General features: G+C 68.0%; 19 protein-coding genes and 4 pseudogenes. 15 read left to right on the top strand and 8 right to left on the bottom strand.

Translation table 11 applies throughout. The features are described from left to right. Nucleotides 1–149 precede the first annotated feature (149 nt). The 3 genes from HEP85_RS39570 to HEP85_RS39580 all read left to right on the top strand — a co-directional run bounded on the left by HEP85_RS39570 (nucleotide 150) and on the right by HEP85_RS39580 (nucleotide 3,473). Nucleotides 150–1,079: a hypothetical protein gene (locus HEP85_RS39570; protein WP_168534532.1), complete on the top strand. Its 930-nt coding sequence runs from the start codon at nucleotides 150–152 to the stop codon at nucleotides 1,077–1,079. Between the two features lie 967 nt (nucleotides 1,080–2,046). Further along, entirely contained in the window at nucleotides 2,047–2,517 is a 471-nt protein-coding gene (locus tag HEP85_RS39575) for a hypothetical protein (RefSeq protein WP_168532142.1), read from the top strand. 674 nt (nucleotides 2,518–3,191) lie between these two features. Beyond that, nucleotides 3,192–3,473 carry a hypothetical protein gene (locus tag HEP85_RS39580; protein WP_248002309.1) on the top strand — a complete coding sequence of 94 codons (282 nt, stop codon included), beginning with the start codon at nucleotides 3,192–3,194 and terminating at the stop codon, nucleotides 3,471–3,473. Nucleotides 3,474–3,921: 448 nt separating this feature from the next. On the opposite strand, the gene HEP85_RS39585 is transcribed toward HEP85_RS39580, so the two are convergent. Continuing rightward, complete coding sequence (locus tag HEP85_RS39585) at nucleotides 3,922–4,932, bottom strand: phosphotransferase family protein (RefSeq protein WP_248002310.1); 1,011 nt, start codon at nucleotides 4,930–4,932, stop codon at nucleotides 3,922–3,924. Nucleotides 4,933–5,242: 310 nt separating this feature from the next. Between HEP85_RS39585 and HEP85_RS39590 the strand changes: the two genes are divergently transcribed. Further along, entirely contained in the window at nucleotides 5,243–5,491 is a 249-nt protein-coding gene (locus HEP85_RS39590) for a hypothetical protein (RefSeq protein WP_248002311.1), read from the top strand. A gap of 210 nt (nucleotides 5,492–5,701) precedes the next feature. Here the strand turns inward: HEP85_RS39590 and HEP85_RS39595 are convergent, their stop codons facing one another. After that, nucleotides 5,702–6,250, bottom strand: coding sequence for a DUF5994 family protein (locus HEP85_RS39595; protein ID WP_168532143.1), 549 nt, complete (start codon nucleotides 6,248–6,250; stop codon nucleotides 5,702–5,704). A gap of 571 nt (nucleotides 6,251–6,821) precedes the next feature. Between HEP85_RS39595 and HEP85_RS39600 the strand changes: the two genes are divergently transcribed. Both HEP85_RS39600 and HEP85_RS39605 read left to right on the top strand, forming a co-directional pair. Further along, nucleotides 6,822–7,016, top strand: coding sequence for a hypothetical protein (locus tag HEP85_RS39600; protein WP_168532144.1), 195 nt, complete (start codon nucleotides 6,822–6,824; stop codon nucleotides 7,014–7,016). Between the two features lie 43 nt (nucleotides 7,017–7,059). Then, nucleotides 7,060–7,443, top strand: coding sequence for an IS5 family transposase (locus HEP85_RS39605; RefSeq protein ID WP_248002312.1), 384 nt, complete (start codon nucleotides 7,060–7,062; stop codon nucleotides 7,441–7,443). Here the strand turns inward: HEP85_RS39605 and HEP85_RS39610 are convergent. Next, nucleotides 7,413–8,615 (bottom strand): IS110 family transposase, encoded by a 1,203-nt coding sequence (locus HEP85_RS39610; protein ID WP_168532146.1) that lies wholly within the window; start codon nucleotides 8,613–8,615, stop codon nucleotides 7,413–7,415. The two genes, HEP85_RS39605 and HEP85_RS39610, sit on opposite strands and share 31 nt — an antisense overlap. 255 nt (nucleotides 8,616–8,870) lie before the next feature. On the opposite strand from HEP85_RS39610, the pseudogene HEP85_RS39615 reads away from it, so the two are divergent. The 3 genes and pseudogenes from HEP85_RS39615 to HEP85_RS39625 form a co-directional block, all read left to right on the top strand. Next, nucleotides 8,871–9,365: pseudogene (locus HEP85_RS39615) on the top strand (IS5 family transposase); the annotation flags it as partial. 24 nt (nucleotides 9,366–9,389) lie between these two features. Next, nucleotides 9,390–9,695: a nuclear transport factor 2 family protein gene (locus tag HEP85_RS39620; protein WP_168532147.1), complete on the top strand. Its 306-nt coding sequence runs from the start codon at nucleotides 9,390–9,392 to the stop codon at nucleotides 9,693–9,695. 277 nt (nucleotides 9,696–9,972) lie between these two features. After that, a complete protein-coding gene (locus tag HEP85_RS39625) occupies nucleotides 9,973–11,379 on the top strand; it encodes an IS1380 family transposase (protein WP_168532148.1) in 1,407 nt (468 codons plus the stop codon). Between the two features lie 267 nt (nucleotides 11,380–11,646). Here the strand turns inward: HEP85_RS39625 and HEP85_RS39630 are convergent, their stop codons facing one another. Continuing rightward, nucleotides 11,647–12,126 carry a nuclear transport factor 2 family protein gene (locus HEP85_RS39630; protein ID WP_168532149.1) on the bottom strand — a complete coding sequence of 160 codons (480 nt, stop codon included), beginning with the start codon at nucleotides 12,124–12,126 and terminating at the stop codon, nucleotides 11,647–11,649. A gap of 188 nt (nucleotides 12,127–12,314) precedes the next feature. Between HEP85_RS39630 and HEP85_RS39635 the strand changes: the two are divergent. Next, nucleotides 12,315–12,538, top strand: a pseudogene (locus tag HEP85_RS39635) (hypothetical protein). 35 nt (nucleotides 12,539–12,573) lie between these two features. Here HEP85_RS39635 and HEP85_RS39640 read toward each other — a convergent pair. Beyond that, the gene (locus tag HEP85_RS39640; RefSeq protein WP_168532150.1) at nucleotides 12,574–13,854 is read right to left on the bottom strand and encodes an MFS transporter; all 1,281 of its coding nucleotides are present in this window, start codon (nucleotides 13,852–13,854) and stop codon (nucleotides 12,574–12,576) included. A 1,021-nt stretch (nucleotides 13,855–14,875) separates the two neighbouring features. Between HEP85_RS39640 and HEP85_RS39645 the strand changes: the two genes are divergently transcribed. Continuing rightward, nucleotides 14,876–15,388 carry an NUDIX hydrolase gene (locus tag HEP85_RS39645; protein WP_211118156.1) on the top strand — a complete coding sequence of 171 codons (513 nt, stop codon included), beginning with the start codon at nucleotides 14,876–14,878 and terminating at the stop codon, nucleotides 15,386–15,388. 79 nt (nucleotides 15,389–15,467) lie between these two features. Continuing rightward, the gene (locus tag HEP85_RS39650; protein ID WP_168532152.1) at nucleotides 15,468–16,064 is read left to right on the top strand and encodes a nucleotidyltransferase family protein; all 597 of its coding nucleotides are present in this window, start codon (nucleotides 15,468–15,470) and stop codon (nucleotides 16,062–16,064) included. 168 nt (nucleotides 16,065–16,232) lie between these two features. Here the strand turns inward: HEP85_RS39650 and HEP85_RS39655 are convergent, their stop codons facing one another. Continuing rightward, nucleotides 16,233–16,583: a hypothetical protein gene (locus tag HEP85_RS39655; RefSeq protein ID WP_168532153.1), complete on the bottom strand. Its 351-nt coding sequence runs from the start codon at nucleotides 16,581–16,583 to the stop codon at nucleotides 16,233–16,235. 292 nt (nucleotides 16,584–16,875) lie between these two features. Here HEP85_RS39655 and HEP85_RS39660 point away from each other — a divergent pair. Further along, a pseudogene (locus HEP85_RS39660) lies at nucleotides 16,876–17,115 on the top strand (transcriptional regulator); the annotation flags it as partial. On the opposite strand, the pseudogene HEP85_RS39665 reads toward HEP85_RS39660, so the two are convergent. Beyond that, nucleotides 17,096–17,379 (bottom strand): annotated as a pseudogene (locus HEP85_RS39665) (HAD family hydrolase); the annotation flags it as partial. The pseudogenes HEP85_RS39660 and HEP85_RS39665 overlap by 20 nt on opposite strands. Here HEP85_RS39665 and HEP85_RS39670 point away from each other — a divergent pair. Continuing rightward, nucleotides 17,354–17,506, top strand: a complete 153-nt coding sequence (locus HEP85_RS39670; protein WP_168524971.1) for a hypothetical protein — start codon at nucleotides 17,354–17,356, stop codon at nucleotides 17,504–17,506. The pseudogene HEP85_RS39665 and the gene HEP85_RS39670 sit on opposite strands and share 26 nt — an antisense overlap. A gap of 107 nt (nucleotides 17,507–17,613) precedes the next feature. Here HEP85_RS39670 and HEP85_RS39675 read toward each other — a convergent pair whose 3' ends face one another. Next, the gene (locus HEP85_RS39675) at nucleotides 17,614–17,748 is read right to left on the bottom strand and encodes a hypothetical protein (RefSeq protein ID WP_282189883.1); all 135 of its coding nucleotides are present in this window, start codon (nucleotides 17,746–17,748) and stop codon (nucleotides 17,614–17,616) included. Between the two features lie 366 nt (nucleotides 17,749–18,114). Between HEP85_RS39675 and HEP85_RS39680 the strand changes: the two genes are divergently transcribed. Then, the gene (locus HEP85_RS39680; protein ID WP_369658041.1) at nucleotides 18,115–21,048 is read left to right on the top strand and encodes an AAA family ATPase; all 2,934 of its coding nucleotides are present in this window, start codon (nucleotides 18,115–18,117) and stop codon (nucleotides 21,046–21,048) included. The last annotated feature ends 295 nt before the right edge of the window (nucleotides 21,049–21,343 follow it).

The following is a 21,343-nucleotide window of genomic DNA, read 5'->3' on the forward strand; positions in this document are numbered from 1 at the left end:
CCAGGCGGGCGAAGTCTGCTGCTCCAGGTGTGTATCGCGCGGACCTGACAGGACCCCGCCGGAACCCCGATCGCCGGGGCCCGGCACGTGTCCTGCTCACCTCCGCGCGCCCGCCCGGCGTGGTGCGCCCACCCGGAAAGACCACCACCATGTTCGCTTCCACCCGTCCCGCTGTGCGCCGTCGTGCCCTCGCGGTGGCCGGTACCGCAGCCGCTCTCGCGCTGGCGCTGACTGCCTGCGGCTCCTCCAACGACGGTTCCTCCTCGATGCCGGGCATGGACCACGGCGCCAAGTCGTCCGCGTCCGCTTCGGCGAAGGCGACGCCCTCCATGGGTGACATGCCCGGCATGGACCACATGGCTGACGGCAACGGCCTGTCCGACAACAAGGACGGATACCGCCTCACCAGCAAGGACACGACCCTGGCGGCCGGAAAGCAGGCCGCCTACCGGTTCACGGTGAACGGCCCGGACGGAAAGCCCGCCACCGACTTCGCGGTCGACCAGACCAAGCGGATGCACTTCTACGCCATCCGCTCCGACCTGACCGGCTTCCAGCACATCCACCCGATCATGGCCGCCGACGGCACGTGGACGGCCGACCTGGACACGCTCGCGCCCGGCGCGTGGCGCATGTTCGCCTCCTTCACTCCCGACAGCGGAGCAGGCAAGGGCACAGCGTTCGTTCTGTCCCGCACCGTCTCCGTGCTGGGCCCGGAGACGAAGACGCCGCTTCCGGCCGCCGCCAAGACCGCCGAGGTCGACGGCTACACGGTCACCGTCAAGGGCGAGCCGATGGCAGGGATGGCGCGTCCGATGACGGTCACCGTCACCAAGGACGGCAAGCCCGTCACCGATCTCCAGCCTTACCTCGACACCTATGCGCACCTGACGGCCTTCCACGAGGGCGACACGGCGTTCGCGCACCTGCACCCGACCACCAAGGTCAACGGCGACCTCGGCGGACCGGAACTGTCCTTCAACGCGGAGCTTCCGACCTCGGGGAACTGGCGGCTGTTCCTGCAGTTCCAGACCGGCGGCAAGCTCCACACCGCAGCCTTGACCCTCAACGTCGGCTGAACCCCGCGGGGCGCCACCCACCGGGTGGCGCCCCGCCCCACCTCGAGGACCTCAATCCGAAGACCCTCCTGGCCAAGAACCAGCCGCAGGGTGTCGGACAGCATCCTGGGGAGCTTGTCGGGCCCGGCACGGGATGGCCGGGCCCTGGGTCTGAGACGGCGCTTCTCCGTGCGCGCGCCAGGGGAGGTCCCGCGCCGGGGCTTGCCAGGTGGCGCGCGCGGGTGCCCCGGCAAGCAGGACCGGGACGAACGCAACGCCACGGTGCTGGGCGGCCAGGGCCTCGACGCGGACCACCTGCCCCCCGGCCTCACCCTCGGGGACGAACAACGCAGCCCGGAAAGAACAGGAAGCCCGGGAGCGGAAGAATGGATCGGCTGCCGCCGGGGACTGGTCCCAGCGGCACATTCCCGCGCAGCCCGACCCCGCGCTCCCGCCGTCCCCGCCCTGCGAGAGCTGCGGTGGCCTACTCGAGAGGCTTGGCGGTGAGGACCCTTCTGCCCCGCCGCCGGACGGCCGTACCTGCGAGGCCTGCCGCATCACCGAAGCGGCGCGGCCGCCCACCGGGCTGTTCAAAGCCCTCTTCGGCCGCCAGGACACCTAACCCCGCGACGAGCTCCCAACACCGCTGTGACGGCCGACGGGACAAGCAGCAACGGTCCGTGCACGACGGCGACCAGGACCGCCAGAGTGGAGGCACCGGCGGCGGCCGTGGCGTGCAGGGCTTGGGCGTGGAGTTCACCGACGTCGAGCCCAGAGCCCGTCGGGTTCCGCCTGTGGTGAGCCGGGCCCCGGGGTCGGCCCGGGGCCCGGCTCACGCGCCGCTCGGCAGGGGGACGAATCTGGCGCTGCTGTTCCAACGCGGTGATCGGCCGTCGCGTCACGGCCAGCGGGGATAAGCCTGGACATGAAGGTCCCCTTCCCACCCGACTCGCTCCTGTGCACGGCGGGCGGGTTGCTTGGTGTGTGCGTGGCAGCGCTGGGGGCGGGTGCCGGTTTCCTGCTGGATGCGTGGTGGGGTGTGGGTGCCGGGCTCATCGTGGGCGTGTGCGTGTTCCTTCTGATCGTGAGGACCGCGTTCTTGCTGTGCAGCCTGCACATGCGGGAGACGCTGGGCAGCCTCACGAAGGGTGATGCGGAGGGGGAGGCCGCCGCGCTCATGGTCCTGCACGCGGTCGCCCTGTACGAGGGGGCGGTGTTCCCGCTGCGGCCCGGCGGGGTGAAGCCGGCCGAGCGCGAGCTCAGGCGCTTCGTCGAGTACCGGTTCGCAGCCCGTGAGGGGCTGCCGCAACTGGTGCGGGTGGCAGCAGCCGAGGCGCTGGGAGCCATCGAGCAGGGCCACGACCCGAAGCAGGCGCAGGCGGCGGTCTGGACCCTGAACGAAGCGGTCCGTGACTGCCGCCCCGACTTCATCCACCTCAACAACGACCAGCCCTCCTGAAGCCGGCTGTCACACCGATGCCCTGTTCAACGCGGCACGGCCTCATGGCCGGTGCCATGATGCTGGCGGGTGCCCCTCCGCCCGCACAGCACAGGGCGCCCCCGCCGTGCGCGGCATTCTGCCCCCTCCGCCGCGCACGGCCTCCCCGCCCCACAATCCCGGTGTCCCCAGTCCCAGTTGAGCCCAAGGGCTGCGAGGTATCGACCAGGTTCCCGGCGGTCACCTGGTTGCGCTGTCGCGCCCGGTCGAGCTGGTCGACCGGTTGATCGAGTACGTGCCCTGAACGGCAGCGGGACATCCGCCTCTGCGTACCACCCTCGCGCTGTGGCTGGGAAAAGAGAATGGACGGGAAGGGGAGGAGTGCGGGAGCGCCTCGGGGGATCGGGCGCCGGCTGGTCTGATTACGCGACGGTAGCGGTCTCCGTGCTCGCTGCCCGCGGCAGGCTTGCCGCGGGGGCAGGAAGAGAAGGAGACGGAGCGGGGCTGTGTCAGTTCCCAAGGGGTCGTTTTTGAGGTGACTTCGGGAACCGTTTCGAGGCTGTTGGCAAGATCAATGTCAGTGGGCTTTGATGTCACCTTCGGTCTCGTGCCTCAGGGCTTCGTGTGCCCTTTCCCGGCGCGTTCTGACCTGTTGGGCCTCTGTGGCGTACGTTGATCCGAACGGGAGGGGATGCATGACAACGTGGGGACTGATCGTCGAGACGACTGTGGGCGCGGGAGAGGGCAAGCACTCCGAGGCCCACGTGCTGACGTATGTGAATGGAACGCGCGACGAGGCGCTGGTGGAGCTGGAGATGCGTGCCAGGCGCTATAGGCCAGATCATCCTCTGAGTCCCAAGCGCCGCAGGTTGTTCCGGGACGGCGACGGCTTCCTCCTGGTCATCGACGGCGCCCGGCAGTCCTATGGATCCCGGTTCACGGTCGCGGAGTTGCTGGAGGACGTTACCGTTCGATAGCTGCGTCGAGGTCCGGCGCGCGGGGATTCGAACGCCTACACAAACACTGAGCCCGGCCGCCCGGCCCCCGGCTGCCCAATCCGCGTACGACACCCCCGGCCACCTTGCTGGGGGCTACGAACCTGAGTGCTTCGGCAGACAGCGCGGCACCGGCGCCCACAGCCCGCTTCCTTGGCCTGGGCAGGAGCCTGGCCTGGTGCCGTTCATGCCACAACGGACCTACTTCGGCGACGAGTTCAGCGACCAAATCGGCCGAAGGACCTGTGATCCTCCGGTCGTTGATGATTGCTGCACGAGATACGTTCCCCACCACACGACCATGATCAACGATCGAAAACCCGATGCCTCACCGCCTACCGTGCGCGAGCTCGTAAGGCGCCCCTCAACGGCTTCCGTCCGGGTGGAGGGAAACGGCTGTTCAGGCCGTGTGCGCGGGCTTGGTGTGGGGTCAGACATCCCCTTCAGCACTCTCGTTCCCGCCCCTCGCTGGTAATGGCGGTCGGGGCGGGAACGAAACCTCTCCGGGGAATTCGGGGCGCCTGCGGGTGTAGCTGCGCGTCGGCGGCGGCCTGCCTCCGCGCTTCGGGCGGGCGGTGCCCGCCGGATCGGACCGCTTTCCCTCGCAGGCTGGCGGGACCGGCCCGCCGTCGCGTTGCTGCTCGTCGGACGAACCGACACGTAGGTGATGGCAGCTCGTTGTGCGGGTTCCGAAGGGTTCTTGTGCGGTGTGGGCGTGCGGCGTCGAGGAGCAGTCTCCGGCATACCTGCCAAGCAGGGCCACGGTCTCCCGTAGCTGCGCGCACGCCCACTCATACTGCTCGGTGTTGGTGTGTGCCCGGAAGTTCGTCTCGATGATCTGGATCAGAGCGAGGTGAAGGTTGTACAGCCGCCGGCGGGTCCGCTCGGCGGCGGTGAACGGCCGGTGGCCGTAGCCGCGAGTGAAAGCCGTGGCGTTCCCGTAAGCGCTCGATTCACTTCCTGCGAAGCCGAACTCCATCAGCGGATCACCGTAGAACGCCCGCTCGTGGTCGATGATCGCCACTATCCGACCGTCGCGCACCATGCAGTTGCCGGGCCACAGGTCCCACTCGACGAACCGGGGCTCGGTCACCTCGTCGAGCGAATCCGCATGAGCGGCTGCGGCGTCGCGGATCACGTCGTAGCCGTGCGGGAGGACGACGCCGCGTCGCTCGCCGTCTCCCAGCAGCTCCTCGACCATCCGCAGGAAGGCCGCGCGCCACGTACTGTCGCCCGGCCCGGTCAGCGAGCCGAAAGCGGCGCCGACGATGGTGTTGAGTTCGCGGGTGATCGCGCCGAGCCCTTCGGCGTACGCGTCGCTCTCCGCCTTGGCCAGGGTGTCGCTGACGGTGTTGAGGTTGTCCGCGTCCACGTGCGTCATGAAGAAGTAGTCGGCGTCGCACACCTCATGGGACCGATCGACGAAGTCGACCTCCGGCACGGGAACCTTCGTGCGCTCCCGGACCAGCCGCAACGCCTCCAGTTCGGCGAGGAGCTACTCATCGCCTGGGTCAACCGCATCGAGCACGCCGAGGAAGGGGTTCGGGCGGTGGTGCGCTCTCTCTCCCGCACCCTGATCCAGGAGCGGGGCGGGATCATCAGCGACGACGCGACCCTCTTCCTGATTCGAGTGGCGCGAGGGTGCCGCCGACCACCTTGAATGAGCCGATACCGCCCGACTGGTGGTGCGGCCGTTGGCGGTGACTCTGGCATGTCACGCGAGAAAACCGCGAGGGATCTATCGTCAAGGTATGAGCGTGTTCATCAAGCTGGTGGAGAACCGGCCCCCCAAGGAATACACGGAGCTGGCGGCTGCAGATATCTCCTACGACGACATCACCGAAGGTGAGTCGCCTGCCACGTACGAGTACGACCTGCTTCCGAGCGGCGCATTGCGGATCCTCAGGGTGACCAAAGGCGAAGCCGCTGTCGTCGAATCGATCTACGCTCCTGGACTCTGGTTCCGTGTCCAGGGGCAGTGGCGCGGTAATGCGGAATAGCAAGCACTCTGCCAGGTGCCGGGCGCTGCCGGCAGCTGGGCCCGGCCGTCGGTGCTTGAGGTCCGAGCAGAATGTGCTCATGCTTCGCGTCAGCCGACGGAATCACGTCGGAAACTACCTGCAGGTGTACCGTGGATTGTGGGTTGCGCACTCTCACGTGTTGCGCCTGAAAGGACGGCCCCGGCGGTTTCACCGGGGCCGTTTCGGGGATCACGCAGAGCGTGCTGGCGCGGTCACACGGGCGCCATGGCCGCCCTCGGATTCCCAGACCGCTTCTCGGGCCTGGTCGGCTTCTATCACGAGCCGTTGGAATTCGGCCCTCTCCAGCAGATCACTCGCTATGTGGCTGCGCAGCGGACCGGTAGCCGCGGTCATCAGCCAGGCGGCGATGGCCCGATCCGTCTGCGGCGGAATCACCAGCAGGTCCCAGCGGCCGACGGTGTAGGAGAGCAGCAACAGCTTGTGGGGGTCTTGCTCGGCCTTGAACCAGCCGACGCTCACCACATGCCCATCAACGGGCACCTTCCGTGGGATGACCGGCCACAGGGTCGGGTTCACCGTGACATGCGTGATGCGCCCCCAAAGGGGATCCAGCACCGCTGTCAACGCAGGAAGTTCCGCCGCCAGGTCGCGGGAGCGGGGCCACCAGGCGCCGTCCAGAAGAGCACCAGGGGTGTCCGTTGAGGCGAGCGCGAGACGCAGCGGCAGCGAAAAGGTCCGCTCCTCGACCGCCGCCGTATACAGAATGGTCGCGGTCATGACGCGGACCTGCCCCCGGGCCGGTGTACACCGGCCCGGTGTTGTGAATCGCCGAGAACGACAGGAGCTTAGAAACTCTTATGCGAAATGTCCTCGGTAATTTCAGGATACTCCCGAATACAGCCCGCCGGGCGGTTTCGGGGTTACGGATATCAGGGCGTTTTGGCGGGTCTTCGAACTTGAGCGGTGTACTCGGCTGACGGGGCTGACCTGTCGTCACGATGGTGACGGTCGTGGTGGTTGTCGGCATCCGAATGCAGAGCGCCCGTGGTCATACCTGATCATTTCTGTTCTCGACGCAGAACGATCACGCAGGAGCCACGGGCTTGGTCAGTGCCTGTGTCTGATGCTGGCATGACAGGTTGGGTGTACGGTTTCAGTGTTGCTGTCGCCTGCGGCTATCCGGCACACGGACCGAGTGTTGTCAGTAGGGCCTGTCAGGATGCGGCCATGGAGTCTTCGAAGATCGTTGAAGCGTTGTGGGACCGCATGCAGGCCCGGGACTGGGAGGGGCTAGGCCGGTTCGTTTGGATCACTTCCGCTGGCCGAGGTTGTCGTTGATGATGTCCATGTGACTAACCGCATCAGCGCTCTGATCTCGGCCTTCGGCATCCTTGCGAGCGTGATGCTGCTCGTTTTTGCCGTTCGTGAGTACCGCTCTGGGGCCTCGGTTCTCTGGCTCGTGGCTGGAGCCGTGATCTTCCTCAGCGCTTCGTACACGCTCGTGCGGGACGCACGGCGACTCCGCACTGGGCCGACCGCCTGACAGCGGCGCCGTTCCAACCAGCACCGCCAGTCGTTGTTCGTGTGTGCCGTTGACTGACGCGCAGTGGGCGCGAATCGAGCCGTTACTCCCAGATCGGAAACCACGGCGGGGTGGCCGGTGGCGGGATCACCGAGAATTGATCGACGCGATCGCCTGGAAGTTCCAGACGGGATCGCAGTGGATCCACCTCCCGGAGAAGTACGGCAACTGGCGAGGCGTCTACAACCGGCTGCGGATGTGGGCCATCGACGGCACATGGGAGCGGGTGTTCACCGCGCTGGTCTCACAGGCCGACGCCGACGACGACCTCAACTGGGCTGTCTCGGTGGACTCCACCATCGTGCGCGCACACCAACACGCGGCCGGGGCCCGCAAAAAGTGCCCCTATGGTTTTCGTCAAGCCGTTGCTGTGGTGGGTGGTTGGTAGAAGGTGCCGTCGCGGAGCATGGCGAAGAGGACGTCGGTGCGGCGTCGGGCGAGGCAGATGATGGCTGCGACGTGGTGTTTTCCCTCGCGTCGTTTCCTGTCGTAGTAGGCGCGTGAGTCCGGCTGTGACAGTGAGGCGAAGGCGGCGAGGTAGAAGGCACGTTTGAGTTGCCGGTTACCTCGCTTGGAAGGGTGTTCACTGCGGATGGACGACCCGGATCTGCGGGTGGCGGGGGCCAGTCCTGCGTAAGCGGCGAGGTGTCCGGCGGTTGCGAAGCCACTGCCGTCGCCGACGTCGACCAGGATGCGGGCGGCGGTCCTGACCCCGATGCCGGGCATCGAGATCAGGACCTGCGAAAGAGGGTGGGCCTCCAGCAGCTCCTCGATCCTGGCGGCCAGGAGTTTCCGCTGGTCGAGTACCGCGGTCAGCGAGCCGGCAAGGCTGGGAATGATCAAGGCTGCGGCGTCGGTGCCGGGGACGATGACGGTCTGCTCGTCCAGGGCGGTGAAGATGTCCTCGACGAGACGTTCGGCCATGCGTGGTGCTTTGGGCCGCAACATCGTTATCAGCCGGCGCCTGCCGGCTTTCCTCAACTGGGCGGGCGATCCGTAGCGTTCCAGCAGGAACAGTACCGCCGGGTGATCCAGACGGGGCCCCAGAATCCGCTCGAGCGAGGGATGAATCTGGGTGAGGAGGCCGCGCATGCGGTTCTTGATCCGGGTCACCTCGCCGGCGAGGTCGTCGTCGAACCCAATGATCATGTTCAGCTCGGCGACCGTTTCGTCGTCCGGTGCCAGCTCGCGCAGGGTATGCGGCATGGTCCGGGCGGCGTCCGCGATGATCGCTGCGTCACGCGCGTCGGTCTTCGACTCGCCCGGATACAGGTCGGCGATCCGCCGCATCGTCAGCCCCGGCAGATAGGCGACACGGCAGCCCGAATCACGGGCAACGGCCAACGGCAGAGCACCGATCGAGGCTGGCTGGTCCACCACGACCAGTACTGTTCCGTGTCTGGCCTGCAGTTTAGTGAACAGCTCCCGCAGCCGCGTTTCACTGTTCGGCAGCGGCTTGTCGAACACTCTCTTGCCTGCCGGGGTGATAGCAGTGCCGTGATGCTCACCTTTGCCGACGTCCAGACCGAGATAGACGTCGATTTCGCTCTCGTGGTGCACAAACCCCTCCCCGACAGAACTTCCCCGGCCCCACCTGCGGCATCAGCGTGCTTAAGCATCCACGTTACGAAGGCCTGCTTCACCTCGACGAGCGAGGCGAGCGGTCATGCCCCTGATCAGCGGTCTGCCAATGCCTCCCGGCTCGGGGACACCACTTTTTCGACCATGATCGACAAGGGGCCCAAGTCATACCGAACCGGAAGGCCGGGAGCCCCATTGCGGGACCACGAACAAGGTAACGGGGCCCCAGCAGGCGAACCGGCAGACCACGCCATCGGCCGGTCCCGCGGCGGACTGACCACAAAGATCCACCTGGCCTCCGATGCCCAATGCCGGCCACTGGCCTTCGTGCTCACCGCCGGACAGGCCGGTGACGCACCCGCCTTCGATCACGTCATGGCCCGCCTTCGCGTTCCTCGACGGCGAGGACGGCCCCGCACCAGGCCGGACGTGGTCCTGGCCGATAAGGCGTACTCCTCCCGCGCGATCCGCGAGCGCCTGCGCAAGCGCGGTATCCGGGCGGTCATCCCCGTTCCAGCCGATCAACGCGGTCACCGGCTGCGGCGCGGCAGCCGGGGCGGCAGGCCACCCGCCTTCGACCGCGAGGCATACAAGCAGCGCAACACCGTCGAACGCTGCATCAACCGCTTGAAACAGTGGCGGGGCATCGCCACCCGCTACGAGAAGACCGCGACCATCTACCTGGCCGGACTCCACATCGCGGGCATCTTCCTCTGGTCAGCGCGGTGATCCAAACGAAACGGCCTAGGTGAGTTGCTGGCCGATGACCTGGTGGTGGAGTGGCCCGTGAGTGGAGAGCGGATCGTGGGTCGCGACAACTTCGTGAGCATCAACGCGGAGTACCCGGAGGGGTGGTCGATCCGGGTGCTGCGGATCGTGGCGGACGGCGCGGCAGTGGTCTCTGAGGTGGAGGTCCCGCACGACGCCATGGGGGTCCACCGCGTGGCGTCGTTCTGGACCGTTCGGGACGGAAAGATCGTTGGTGGGCGGGAGTACTGGACCGAGCTGGGTACGGACCTGTCGCCGGAATGGCGGGCTGCGTACGTGCAGCGGATGTAGACCCCTCGCGTTGGCCGTCCGTGCGCCTGTCGTAAGCCGGCTGCCGGTCCTACGGTGCCCGTTTGGGCAGGGACGGTGGCCCCCGACTGCGGCTGGTTGTGGTCGCGGAGCAGGATGCTGGACCGCGGTCGTGCCGGGGGTGCGGTGGGCCGTTAGCCTCGCCGTTTCGGTTGGGGTGCGGCTGAGGGTTGGGTAGAAACGCAAAAGTGCCTTCCTGAGCTGGGACGATGGACCTTGTCTAGGGGTTCTGTCGTCGCCAGAGGAAGGCACTTTCTGCGTGAAGGATATCGGTTCGCGGCCCCGGCTAGTGGTGTCCACCGACGGGTCGGGGGTGGTCGGGCACGCCGGAGCACGTCTGCTGGCAGACCTCGCCGAAGCGACCGGGCTGACGGCCGCGTATACCACCGTGCTCCGGCCGCTTCGGCCGCGCGGCACCGGCCATGACCCAGGCCGGATCGCCACCGATCTCGCAGTGATGCTCGCCGACGGCGGCGAAGCGATCGCGGATCTGGCCGTTCTGCGGGACCAGCGCGAGGTGTTCGGCCCGGTGGCCTCCAAGCCGACGGCTTGGAGGCTGCTGGCCGCCGTCGACGAACGCATACTGGACCGCCTGCGGTCGGCCCGCGCCGCAGCCCGAGAGGTGGCCTGGCTGCAGGCCGCCGAGACCCGCACCGCGATACCCGCGGTGAAGACCGGCGGACGCGAACTGCCCGACCTGGTCCTGGACCTCGACGCCACCCTGGTCACCTGCCACTCCGAGAAAGACCGGGCCGCACCCACCTACAAAGGCGGCTTCGGGTTCCACCCGTTGCTGTGTTTCCTGGCCAACACCGGCGAGGCGATGTCCGGGCTGCTGCGGCCTGGCAACGCCGGAGCCAACACTGCCGCCGATCACATCACCGTGCTCGACCAGGCCCTCGCGCAGATCCCCGACACCCACCGGCACGGCACCGACATCCTGGTCCGCACCAACAGCGCGGGCAGCGCGAAGGCGTTCCTCACGCATCTTCGCGCCTTGCGTGACAACGGCCTTCACCTGCGTTTCTCGGTCGGATACGCGGTCACCGCACCGGTCCGCCGCGCGATCCGCGCCCTGCCCGAACAGGTCTGGCACCCCGCCCTGGACGCCGACGGGACCCTGCGTGAGTCCGCCGAGGTCGCCGAGCTGACGGGCATGGTCGACCTGAACGGATACCCGGCCGGCACCCGCATCATCGTGCGCCGCGAACGCCCGCACCCCGGCGCCCAGCTCTCCTTGTTCGACAGTGACGAGGGCCTGCGGCACCAGGTCTTCCTCACCGACACCCCGTACTCCGGCGGCGGCTCGGCCCAGTTCCTGGAGGTCCGCCACCGTGGACACGCCACCGTCGAGGACCACATCCGTTGCGGCAAGACCACCGGCTTCGGACGCTTCCCATCCCGCCTGTTCTCCGTCAACGCCGCCTGGCTCGAGCTCAGCCTCGCGGCCATCGACCTTCTGGCCTGGACCCGCGTCCTGCTGCTGGACGGCGAGCCGGCTACCGCCGAACCCAAGAAACTCCGCTACCGGATCCTGCACGTCGCTGCCCGTCTCACCCGCGGCGGCCGTCGCCTCCACCTGCGGATCGCAGCAACCTGGCCCTGGCGACACCAACTCGCCGCCGCCTTCCACCGCCTGGCCGCCCTACCCCGCCCCGCCAACTGACCAGCCGCCCCGCCCACCTACGACACGAAAGACCTTGGAGAACCCGACCAACGCGCCGGGACCCCACCATGCCCACCGCCCCAAACCGCCTCGATCGACCCCCCAGCGTCACCTCAAGTGAAACAGCGAGGTTAACGCAAGTGCAGTACCCGAAAGTGCAGGTCGCGGGTACCCAGCCGCACCTATTACACGGCCGACCCCGGCTGACACTCACCGATCACCAGGGCCCAGCGACCTTCGTTCGCCGGGCCCTGCAAAGCCGGGTCATCAGCCGTGTGATGCATCCACGGCGGGGAGCCGTTCGGTGCCGCCGCCGAAGGGGAGGAAGACGGTGCGGCTGGCGAGGAACCAGGCGCCGTCGACCTTGCGGAAGATGTCCTCGTAGTGGCCGACGTTCGCCGGGAGCCGGGGCTCGATCATCCCGCCTGCGTAGCCGTCGACCCGGTACGTCGTCAGATACGAGACGGCCCGCGCTGTCGTCTCAGACTCCACCGTGACCAAGAGGTTCGTCATTAGACGACGCGACAGCCTGTCCACAGGGCGGGAGGCGAAGTAGGCGCGCAGGGCCTCACGCCCCTCAATGCGCCGGTCCCCGAAAGGCCAGTGCCAGACACCATCGGGCGTGAACAGCTCGGCCACCGAACTCGGGTCGCCGAGGTCAAGGCGGTGGATAAAGTCCACGATGATGCGCTCACAGGCGCGTTCCGCGAGCATCCGCTCGACCGGGGGAGTGATCTCGTCGTCCATGCCCCCTTCTATCAGTCCTAACAGGTTCCGGAGCAACGGCTTTTCCCCATCAGCACCGGCAGGGCACGCTCTTCGATCCCCACTCAGTTGCCCAGCGGACGAACTGAGGCGAAGAGCAGCCCTGGGGAATTTTTCACGCATCCGCATCACCGTCCTGCTGCTCCGCCGCCGCGCCAGCCGCGGTCGCGGTGACGGCCGCCGGGGACCTGGCGCTGTACGCCGACCGGCACCGCATCGAGCTGGCCCCACGGCCCCGTCGCTCCTGCTCTCCGACTGCCGGGGCGCGGGCGGCTGGTGGACCAGGGGCCCGTTCCCGGAGATGGAGGCGTGTGGCTGCTGGACGGACCGGCGCACGCTGCGCCTCCCGCTCCTGCCCGTCCGCGCCGCCTGGCCGGACGAACCCCCGTTCTGAAACAGCTGCGCCCGGCCGCAAGGGCCGGGGCGCAGCTAAGCGGAGGAACTATCCGTAGTCGGGGACGGAGTCGCTTCCGTCGTAGGCGCTGGGACAAGCCCGGTAGAGATGCGTGCCTTTCGCCATGGCAGGAGCAGCGCGCTTGCCATGCACAGCAGGCCGGCGATGAGCAGAGCGCCACGCACCCCCACTGCGGCGGCGATCAGGCCACCGGCGAACATGAAGACGGCCTGGCATGTCTTGGAGCCGACGGACCAGGAGGTGCCGACGCGGGACATGAACGCGTCCGGGGTGGCAGCCATGCGGTACGTGGTGAACGACGGGCCGAAGACCCCGGCTGAGAAGAGCAGTCCGAAGTCGGCGGCCACGATGACGAACACGCCGAGGGCACCGGAGGGCGCCAGTGGCAGAAGGATCGTCCAGAGCGTGCGTGCAACACCGGACAGCAGCAGAACGCGACGCTGTCCGAATCGCCGGGTGAGCAGCGGGGTCAGGCGCGAGCCCAGTACGCCGCCCAGGCACGGCAGTCCCAAGGCGAGTCCGTACTGCCACGGCGCCAGGCCGAGATCATCCAGCATCAAGACTGCCATCAGCGGTGACGTCATCATGATGGATCCGCCAAAAAGAAGCGCATTGAAGAACAGCGGCCGCAGTCCCGGGTGCCGCAGGAGGTACTGCCAACCGGCAGCAATGTCACGACCCAGGTGAGAGGTGGCGGAGCGTTTCGGCGGCGTGGGTTCAGGCTCCCGGATGCGACGGATCCCAAGGGCCGACCCGAGGAAGGACAGCGCGTCGACCACCAGCGTCGCGGCCGCGCCCAGCACCCCGATCAGCAGCCCGCCGACGGGCGGGCCGGCGCTGACGGTGATCCAGTTGGTCGTCTCGAACAGGCTGTTGGCACGAAGGCGGTGCTCAGACAGGACAAGTGCCTTCAGGTTCGCCCCACTCGCCGCGTCGAACGCGACAGACGCCGCCGTCTGCAGAACGCCGACCGCACACAGTTGAGTGAAGGTGAGTCCGTCGAAAGCCATGGCGACGGGAACGCTTGCCAGTCCCGCGCAACGGACCAGATCGGCGGTGATCATGACCGGCCGCTTGTACTGGTGCTCGATACGCACCCCGAGCGGTAGAGCGATCACCCCGCTGGCCACCGCGGACAACGCAGCGAGCACAGAGACCTGAAAGGCCGAGGAATCCAGTACCAGGAGGGCAATCAGCGGCAAGGCCCCCATGCCGACGGCGCTACCCGCCGCGCTGACCGCGTAAGCGACCCACAACCGCCGGAAGTCCTGCCCGAGCGCACTTTGCCGTACCAACCGAACCTCCGAGGCGTGAAAGCGGCCAGCGTAGTCACTCGGCCACGGGCCACCCCATGATCAAGCCATTATCAGGCGCACCTCAGAGCTGAGATCAAGAAAAGTACTCGATCGTCCCGATTGGCAATGGTTAGGGACAGAAGCTGTCGGCCTGGTGGGCTTCTCTGTCGGTTCTGCACAGGAATACGGCACCTGCGAGACAAGTGCACTCCACCAATAGGAGGGGGAGTGACATGACGGACACGACGACAGCGACGGCAGACGCACAGCCGGCAGAGAGCAGCCCGCCAGTGTACCGGCGCTGCGAAGTGCCCGACCATCTTCAGCACCTGCGTACAACCACAGAGCTGAAAGCCCAGCGCCTCAAGCCCGCCGACGGACAGCAGCCGGTCGCACTGCTGCGGGTCTACCGGCGCGGCACGGATGGGGCGAGTTCCCCCTCTACGGCCCGGCCGCCGCGGCTCCGATGCGGGCACTGTCGGCGCAGCAGCAGGCTGCGATGACGGCGCGGCGTACCTGTCCGAAATGCGGGCAGGTACGCCGGCACGTTGTGTACGGGCAGTGCATCGCGTGCAGGGCGCAAGAGCACGAGGAACGCCTGGCGTTGCTAGCCCGCATCTGCTGGACGTGTCGTCGCGTCTCGGAAGCTGCGATCCCGAGGGACCAGGAGCCACGCTGGTGCCCGCCTGCAGCGTTGGAGGCGCAGCTCAGCAAGCGCGCCGCGAGCAGGTCGCCGGCCTTGAGGAGTGGGCCTGCACCGGTCTCGCCGATCCGGACACCGTCGTCCTCGACACCGTTATTCGGGCAGAAACGTTTCTGATCAGCGACTCCCTCTCAAGGGAAGGGCAGAGCCGATTCACTCCACTGAGGGACGCGGACGGCCGGTCGTCATCAGCCTGAGCACGATAGGTGTCGCATTTGCAGGTCAACTGTCTTCATCCTCGTCCGGCTTCCTTGCGCAGATGTTCTCGGTCCGTTCTGCGGGTCGCGGGAAGCGGCGTTGTCGGTGGGCTCTGCCAGGGTGTGCGTCGTGGATGAACTGGTGGAGCGTGTCGACGATCAAGATCGTGTGCTGGGGGTGGTGGTCAGCCGCCGGCAGGCCACCCGGGAGGGTTGGCTGCACCGGGTCGCCGTGACGGTGTGTCGTGATGAGCGTGGGCGGATCCTCGTCCACCGGCGGTCGGAGCAGCTCTCGCGCTTCCCCGGGCTCTACGAGGTCATGGTCGGTGGCGCCGTGGATGTCGGTGAGTCCTATGAACAGGCCGCCGCGAGGGAACTGGCCGAAGAGCTGGGCATTCGTGTGCTGCCGCGCTTGCTGTTCACGTTCCTCAACCGCAGCGGCGTGAGCCCTCACTGGCTCGGCGTGCACGAAGCCGTTGTGCCGGACACGGTGGCCGCCGATCCTGATGAGGTCGCCTGGCATGGCTGGCTGACCGAGCCGGAGCTGCGTTCGGCCCTGCTGGAGTGGCGCTTCACCCCCGACAGCCACGAAGCCTTCAGCCGGCATCTCGCGTTCCGGACCGCGCGGTCCTGACATTGCCTGCCCCGCGGGCTGGGGCGCCTGCTCGAGGCCAACGCGTTGTGCGAGTGGCTGTTCGTGATAGGGAATACGGATGCTTGGTCGACTCCCGCTCGTTGAGCAACTCGATGGCTTGCGGTCCGTGCTCTCCCAGAACGAGGTCCTGACCGACGTGATGACCAGGGCAGCGACGATGGAGCTGCCCGGCTGGTATGTAACGGCGGGCTGCCTGTTCCAGACGGTGTGGAACGTGGTCACCGGCAGGCCCCCGACCAGCGGTATCAAGGACTACGACATCTTCTACTTCGACGGCACCGACCTGTCCTGGGAGGCGGAGGATGCCGCGATCAAGGCAGGGCAGGAGGTGTTCGCCGGGCTGCCGGCCGAGGTGGAGATCCGCAACGAGGCCCGTGTGCATCTCTGGTACGAGCAGAAATTCGGGGTGCCCTGCCCGCCTCACGAGTCCACCGAGGCGGCGATCGACTCGTTCGCCGCGACGACGTGCTGTCTGGGGGTGCGGCTGGAAGCCGACGGTGGGTGGCGTGTCTATGCGCCCCATGGGCTTTCCGACGTGTTCAACCTCGTGGTCCGGCCGAACCCAGTCCTTGCCCCGCGGGAGGTCTATGAGACCAAGGCGGCGCGCTGGAGGGACGAGTGGCCGGAGCTCACCGTGCTGCCGTGGCCGGGCTGACACTCGGATGCGGGTGATCATGCGGCGAGTTCCTCTCCGGCGGCCCAGATTGCAAAACGTGAGGTACGCGCCAAGAACGATGCGAATCTGACGACAGCCGTCGTGCTCAGTGGGTTCGGAAACCTTCTGGTCACGGATCAGGATTAGCGACAACTACCTCGCTCCGTCTCACGTCGGCATGACGGTGACGGTGTTCTGCCGGCCCAACTCGGCTCGCAGCCGCCCGTTGTCGAGGGTGAGGACCTGGACGTGCTGGGCGAGCGTGTCGACGGACCGGCGAAGATCAGTGATCTCTTCGTGGCGGGCGCGACGTGCTTCGCGTAGTTCGCCCTGGAGCTCGCGGATGCGCTCGCGCAGAGTCGCGGGAACATCGGGACCGCTGGTGCGTTCGTCGACGCGCTGTCGGAAGGTCTCCAGCGCCTCGGTGGCCCGGTAGGCGCTCGCCCCAGAGATGCCCGCTTCGCGGGCGAGGGCGGCGACCGTGAGGCTGCCGTCGCCGTGGTGTGGCTCGCCGGCCAAGAGCGCTCGCCGCGGGCCTGCGTCTGCGGAGGTCCTTGCCTGGCTCGACGCGGTGGAGGCGGCGTGCGAAACCCGCTGCGGCAACACGCGCCCCCCGCCAAAGCCGCGTAAGCCATGGCTGATGGATGCAGTGCCGCTGGAGCGACCGACCAGTACAAGCGCCGATGCGAACGCGTAACCGCATCGTAATCCGCCACGACGCTGGCCGGTTGGAGTGCTGCGACGCCCTGCGTCGAAACTGTAGCAACGCCGACCGTTGTCGCTGGCGTGGCCAGCACGAAGCGGCGCCCACGCAGTTGTACTTGGCGATTTGGCCGCGGTGGAGGCTGCTGCTGGACAGCCTGAGGAGGCCTGCAGGTATGCCGTGCGGGCGCTCGATCAGCTTGAACGGACCTGGTATGCGATGGGAATGGACCGGGTGCGGGAAGTGCGGCGTGTGTTGGCGCCGCACCAGAACGAGCGGCGCGTGCGAGTCCTACTAGACGACCGACTGTATGGATGGTCGACGACTGTCAGCGCGCTGACTCGTTGAAGTTAAGGATCAGTCCTGATAGCTCAAGGAGGGTTTCGACCCTGAAAGTTGGGAGCTTTTCAGCCTCCGGGTTCGCCACGGAATAGTTGCCCACGGGCCGCGGTGCACCAAAGCGGTGTGCATGCCTGCTGCCACTGCCGGTCGCAGATCGTTGTCTACTCGATCACCGACGTAGAGGATTTCGTCGTTACGGAAGGGGACAGACTCGGCAACGCGCTGGAAGAACTCGGGAGCCGGCTTGCTGGCGCCCCACGGCAAGGAGGTGGACCTGCCCGCCGAGCTGGACCGGCGCGAGAAGCGCCTGGCCAGGCTGCAGGCCGCCCGCGCGCAGATAGAGACCGAGGCCGCCGCCTGTCTCCCAAGGCGCTGGAGCTCTCCACCGCCTCGGTAGCCGGCCGGCGGTATCGCTCGGCAACGCCGCATGAGCGGGCCCTCCTGGGCGTCGTTCACGCGCGGTGTCTCGCTGCGACCGGGCAGGATCAGGCAGCCGCGACGACGCTACTGCGCGCCGAGGACGACCTGCGCAGTGCGCACGACGGCATTGGACACAGCCAAGCCACCCAGCTCATCAACGAACTCCTCAACAACCCCTCTCCAACCGAGCGCGGCCAGACGGAGGTCGGTGACGGTCACCGTCAACGACCCCTGGTCACGTCGCACCGCCACCCAGTACAAGTCCTACGCGGACACCGCCGTGCCACACCGCCATGAAGTCAACGGCGGCCAGACGGAGTTGCCGGCCTGCGCCGACACCTCGGCGACTACGCCCGGCTGCGGGCAGATGGGCGGCGGACCACCAGTGGCACGGTCTGCAAGATCCGAACCGGTCTCTCCTGGCGCGATCCACCAAAACGACACAGTCGTGGCATACGGATCACAGGCTTGGAACTGTCCCTGTCGGCGGCACCCGGTGAAAGCCGCGATGCCGGCCCCTCACATGATCTCCCGGGGGATAAAGTCGGCGCTGGCGTACCGGTGGTCGGCTGAGGGGATTTGGCGGTGGGTGGAGGGGCCCTTAAAGATGGCGGTCGGCTCCCGGCGCTGTCTGCGCCGCAGTTCGTAGGCCGGGACGGTGAGCTGGACACGCTCGGATCGGCGCTCGAACGTACCCCCGCGGTCGTCCTGATCGACGGCGAAGCGGGCATCGGCAAGACCCGGCTGCTGCGCGAGTTCCTGGCGTCGCAGGCGGAGCGGGGGCGACGCGCCTTGGTCGGTGCCTGCCTGGAATTGAGGGTGCCGTACACGCTCGGGGCGGTGGTTGACGCGGTGCGCGACGGCGTCGACAACGTTGTCGGGCTGCGGCTGAGCGGTCTGGGCGGTGCGCTGCGGCCGTTGTTCCCCGAGTGGGCCGATGACCTGCCTCCGGCTCCGGAGGCTCTGGAGGACGCCACCGCCGCCCGGCACCGGCTGTTCCGTGCGTTCGTCGAGGTCCTCGACCGGCTCGACGTCGCCCTCCTCGCGCTGGAGGACGTCCACTGGGCTGACGAGGCGACCCTCGAGTTCCTGCAGTTCCTCGTCTCCCGCCGGCCGCAGCCGGTGAGCTTGGTGCTCACCTTCCGGCGGGACGAAGTGCCGTCGGCTTCCCCGCTCTTGAGGCTGGCCTCGCGGCTGCCCTCCGACGCCCATCTGGTCAGGCTGACGCCGGGACCGTTGGACGTCGCCGACACCGCCTCGTTCGTCTCGTCGATGCTGGACGGCGGGTATGTCTCGAACGAGTTCGCGGCGTTTCTGCACGCGCGCACCGAGGGCGTACCGCTTGCCGTGGAGGAATCGCTGCGGCTGATGCACGACCGCGCCGATCTGATCCGCCAGGACGGCGGCTGGGCGCGACGGCGGCTGGATCGCATCGAGGTCCCGCCGACGATCCGCGACGCCATGCTCGAACGCGTACAGCGGCTCCACCCCGACAGCCGCACCGTCCTCTACGCGGCCGCAGTGCTCTCCGGGCCGGCCGACTTCGTGACCCTGCGTGCGGTCACCGGTCTGCCGGAGGAGCGGTTCGCAGCGCAGGCGGCCGAGGCGCTCGGCAACGGCCTGCTGCGCGAGGCCAGGCCCGGTCAGTGGTCGTTCCGGCATTCGCTGGCGTGTGACGCCGTGTACGACGCCATCTCGACCGGGGAGCGGCGGGCCATGCACCTGCGGGCGGGCCGGACGCTGGAGCGGTGGCCGCTGCCCCCGGTGGCACAGTTGGCGCGGCACTTCCGACTGGCCGGTGTCAGCGAGGCCGCGTGCCGGTACACCGACGAGGCGGCCGACCTCTGCGTCCAGTCCGGGGACATGGCCACCTCGGCGCTGCTGCTGCACAGTCTGGTCGCCACCGTCCCGCTCCCTGCCGGCATCCTGGTACGACTGGTGACGAAGATCCAGTTTCAGGCGCTGTCCGGATCCGACCCGTACTCGGCGATCATCGAAGCGTTGCGTTCGGCTCTCACCGGCCAGGCCCTCGCGCCGGGGGGACAGGCGTCCGTCCGTTTCCAAGTCGGCCGGGTTCTCATGGTGGCGGGCGAGATCGAGGCGGGCCGCCGCGAGATCCTCACGGCGCTGCCCGATCTGTCGCCGGGGTCCCCGGAGACGGCCCGCGCCCGCGTCCTGCTGGCCCTGCCACTGGGGAACGCGCGGCCGGTCTCGGAGCACCTGCGATGGCTCCAGGAGGCGCCGCCGCTGACGCAGTCGATGGCGTCCCTCGACCGACTGCGCCTGTCCGTGGAACGCGCGTTCGCGCTGCTCATGCTGGGCGAGGAGGCCGGATGGGCAGCGGCCCGCGAAATCCCGGACGACGTCCTGGATCCGCGGGAAGCGTCCATCGTCGCGATAGGGCATACGAACGTCGGTGAGGAGGCGACGCGGTGGGGACGGTACGACGAGGCCAGTGCACGGCTGGCCAAGGCCCGGATCCTCGCCGAGCGCCATCAGCTCGTGGACTACCTCGACAGCATCGCCTCCTCCCGGGCCCACCTCGACTGGTTCACCGGCGCCTGGTCGGGACTCGCCGAACGGACCGAGCGTCTGGTCGACGACGACAACGGGGTACGGCTCAAGGACCGGTGCGAGGCGGCGCTCGTCGCGGGCTTGCTGCAGGCCGCGGCGGGAGACCGGGAGGCAGCGAAGGAGCGGCTGCGTTTTGCCGGAGGAGACGACCAGCAGCGTATCGAGGCCGCGGCCGCACTGGCCCAGGTGTGCCTGCGCGACGGCGATGTCGACGAGGCGCTGCGTCTGACGGACCAGCTCGCCGAGATCGTCGTCGGCGGCGGCCTGTGGTCACGCGCCGTCGAGTTCGCCCCGGCGCGCGCCGCGGCCCTGGTCGCCGCCGGCCGGCTCGGGCCTGCCGCGGACGTGGTGAACGCTCTTGAAGGGGCGTTGGGCGACAGAGACGCGGCGGCGCCACAGGCTTCCTTGATCCTGTGCCGTGCGATCCTGGCGGAAGCCGACGGCCGCATCGCGGATGCCGCCACGCTGTTCTTCCGTGCGGCTGCCGCGTGGGAGGCACTGCCACGCCCGTACGACGCTCTGCTCGCCCGGGAGAGCTCCGCCCGCTGCCTGCTTGTGGAAGGTCGGGACGAAGCCGGGTTGTCTCTGCTGTCGGCCGTCGCGCAGGCGCTGTCGGAGCTTGGTGCTCACAACGACGCCGACCGGATCGGCCGGTTTTTGGCCGGGCGGGGAGGAGATGTCGTCGCGGTGGCGCGCGGCCGGGGGCGTCCCGGCTACGGCAACCAGCTCTCGCCGCGCGAGCTGGAAGTGGTCCGGCTGCTGGCCAATGGGCTGACCAACCGTCAGATCGCTGACGTACTGGTGGTGTCGGCGCAGACGATCGCCAGTCAGGTGAAGTCGGCGATGCGCAAAATGGACGTGAGCTCGCGCACGGCCCTCGCGGTCAGGGTCGTCGAGTCGGGCCTCGTAGGCGAGTTGAACCAACGGACTTCGAGCGACGAGTGAATTCCGCAGAGCGCTCGCAGGACGAAGAAAAGTCGAGGAACGGGCGGCTGGATTAAATCCCGCATCTGACCGATCGCACGGACAGTCGGCCCTCCCGCACACTCGTCGCCATGCTGCCCGCTGAGCCGCCGACGCCCCTGCCGGAAGAGGACCCGTCCGAACCGGAACTCCGTTCTCAAGCCGAACCGGTGCCGGCCGGACCGCCGCCGGACCCAGCGGGCGCCGCCACTGCTCACAGCGGGGAGGCCGGCGCCGACGACGTCGCCGAGTACGAACCGCTCTAGGGCCTGCCTGA

This window comes from Streptomyces sp. RPA4-2, assembly GCF_012273515.2.
GTDB lineage: Bacteria > Actinomycetota > Actinomycetes > Streptomycetales > Streptomycetaceae > Streptomyces > Streptomyces kaempferi.

Excerpts from the sequence above, each read along its gene's own strand:
- HEP85_RS39570 (WP_168534532.1), top strand. The coding sequence starts at position 150 with ATGTTCGCTTCCACCCGTCCCGCTGTGCGCCGTCGTGCCCTCGCGGTG.
- HEP85_RS39580 (WP_248002309.1), top strand. The coding sequence starts at position 3,192 with ATGACAACGTGGGGACTGATCGTCGAGACGACTGTGGGCGCGGGAGAG.
- HEP85_RS39590 (WP_248002311.1), top strand. The coding sequence starts at position 5,243 with ATGAGCGTGTTCATCAAGCTGGTGGAGAACCGGCCCCCCAAGGAATAC.
- HEP85_RS39595 (WP_168532143.1), bottom strand. The coding sequence starts at position 6,250 with ATGACCGCGACCATTCTGTATACGGCGGCGGTCGAGGAGCGGACCTTT.
- HEP85_RS39630 (WP_168532149.1), bottom strand. The coding sequence starts at position 12,126 with ATGGACGACGAGATCACTCCCCCGGTCGAGCGGATGCTCGCGGAACGC.
- HEP85_RS39650 (WP_168532152.1), top strand. The coding sequence starts at position 15,468 with ATGCTTGGTCGACTCCCGCTCGTTGAGCAACTCGATGGCTTGCGGTCC.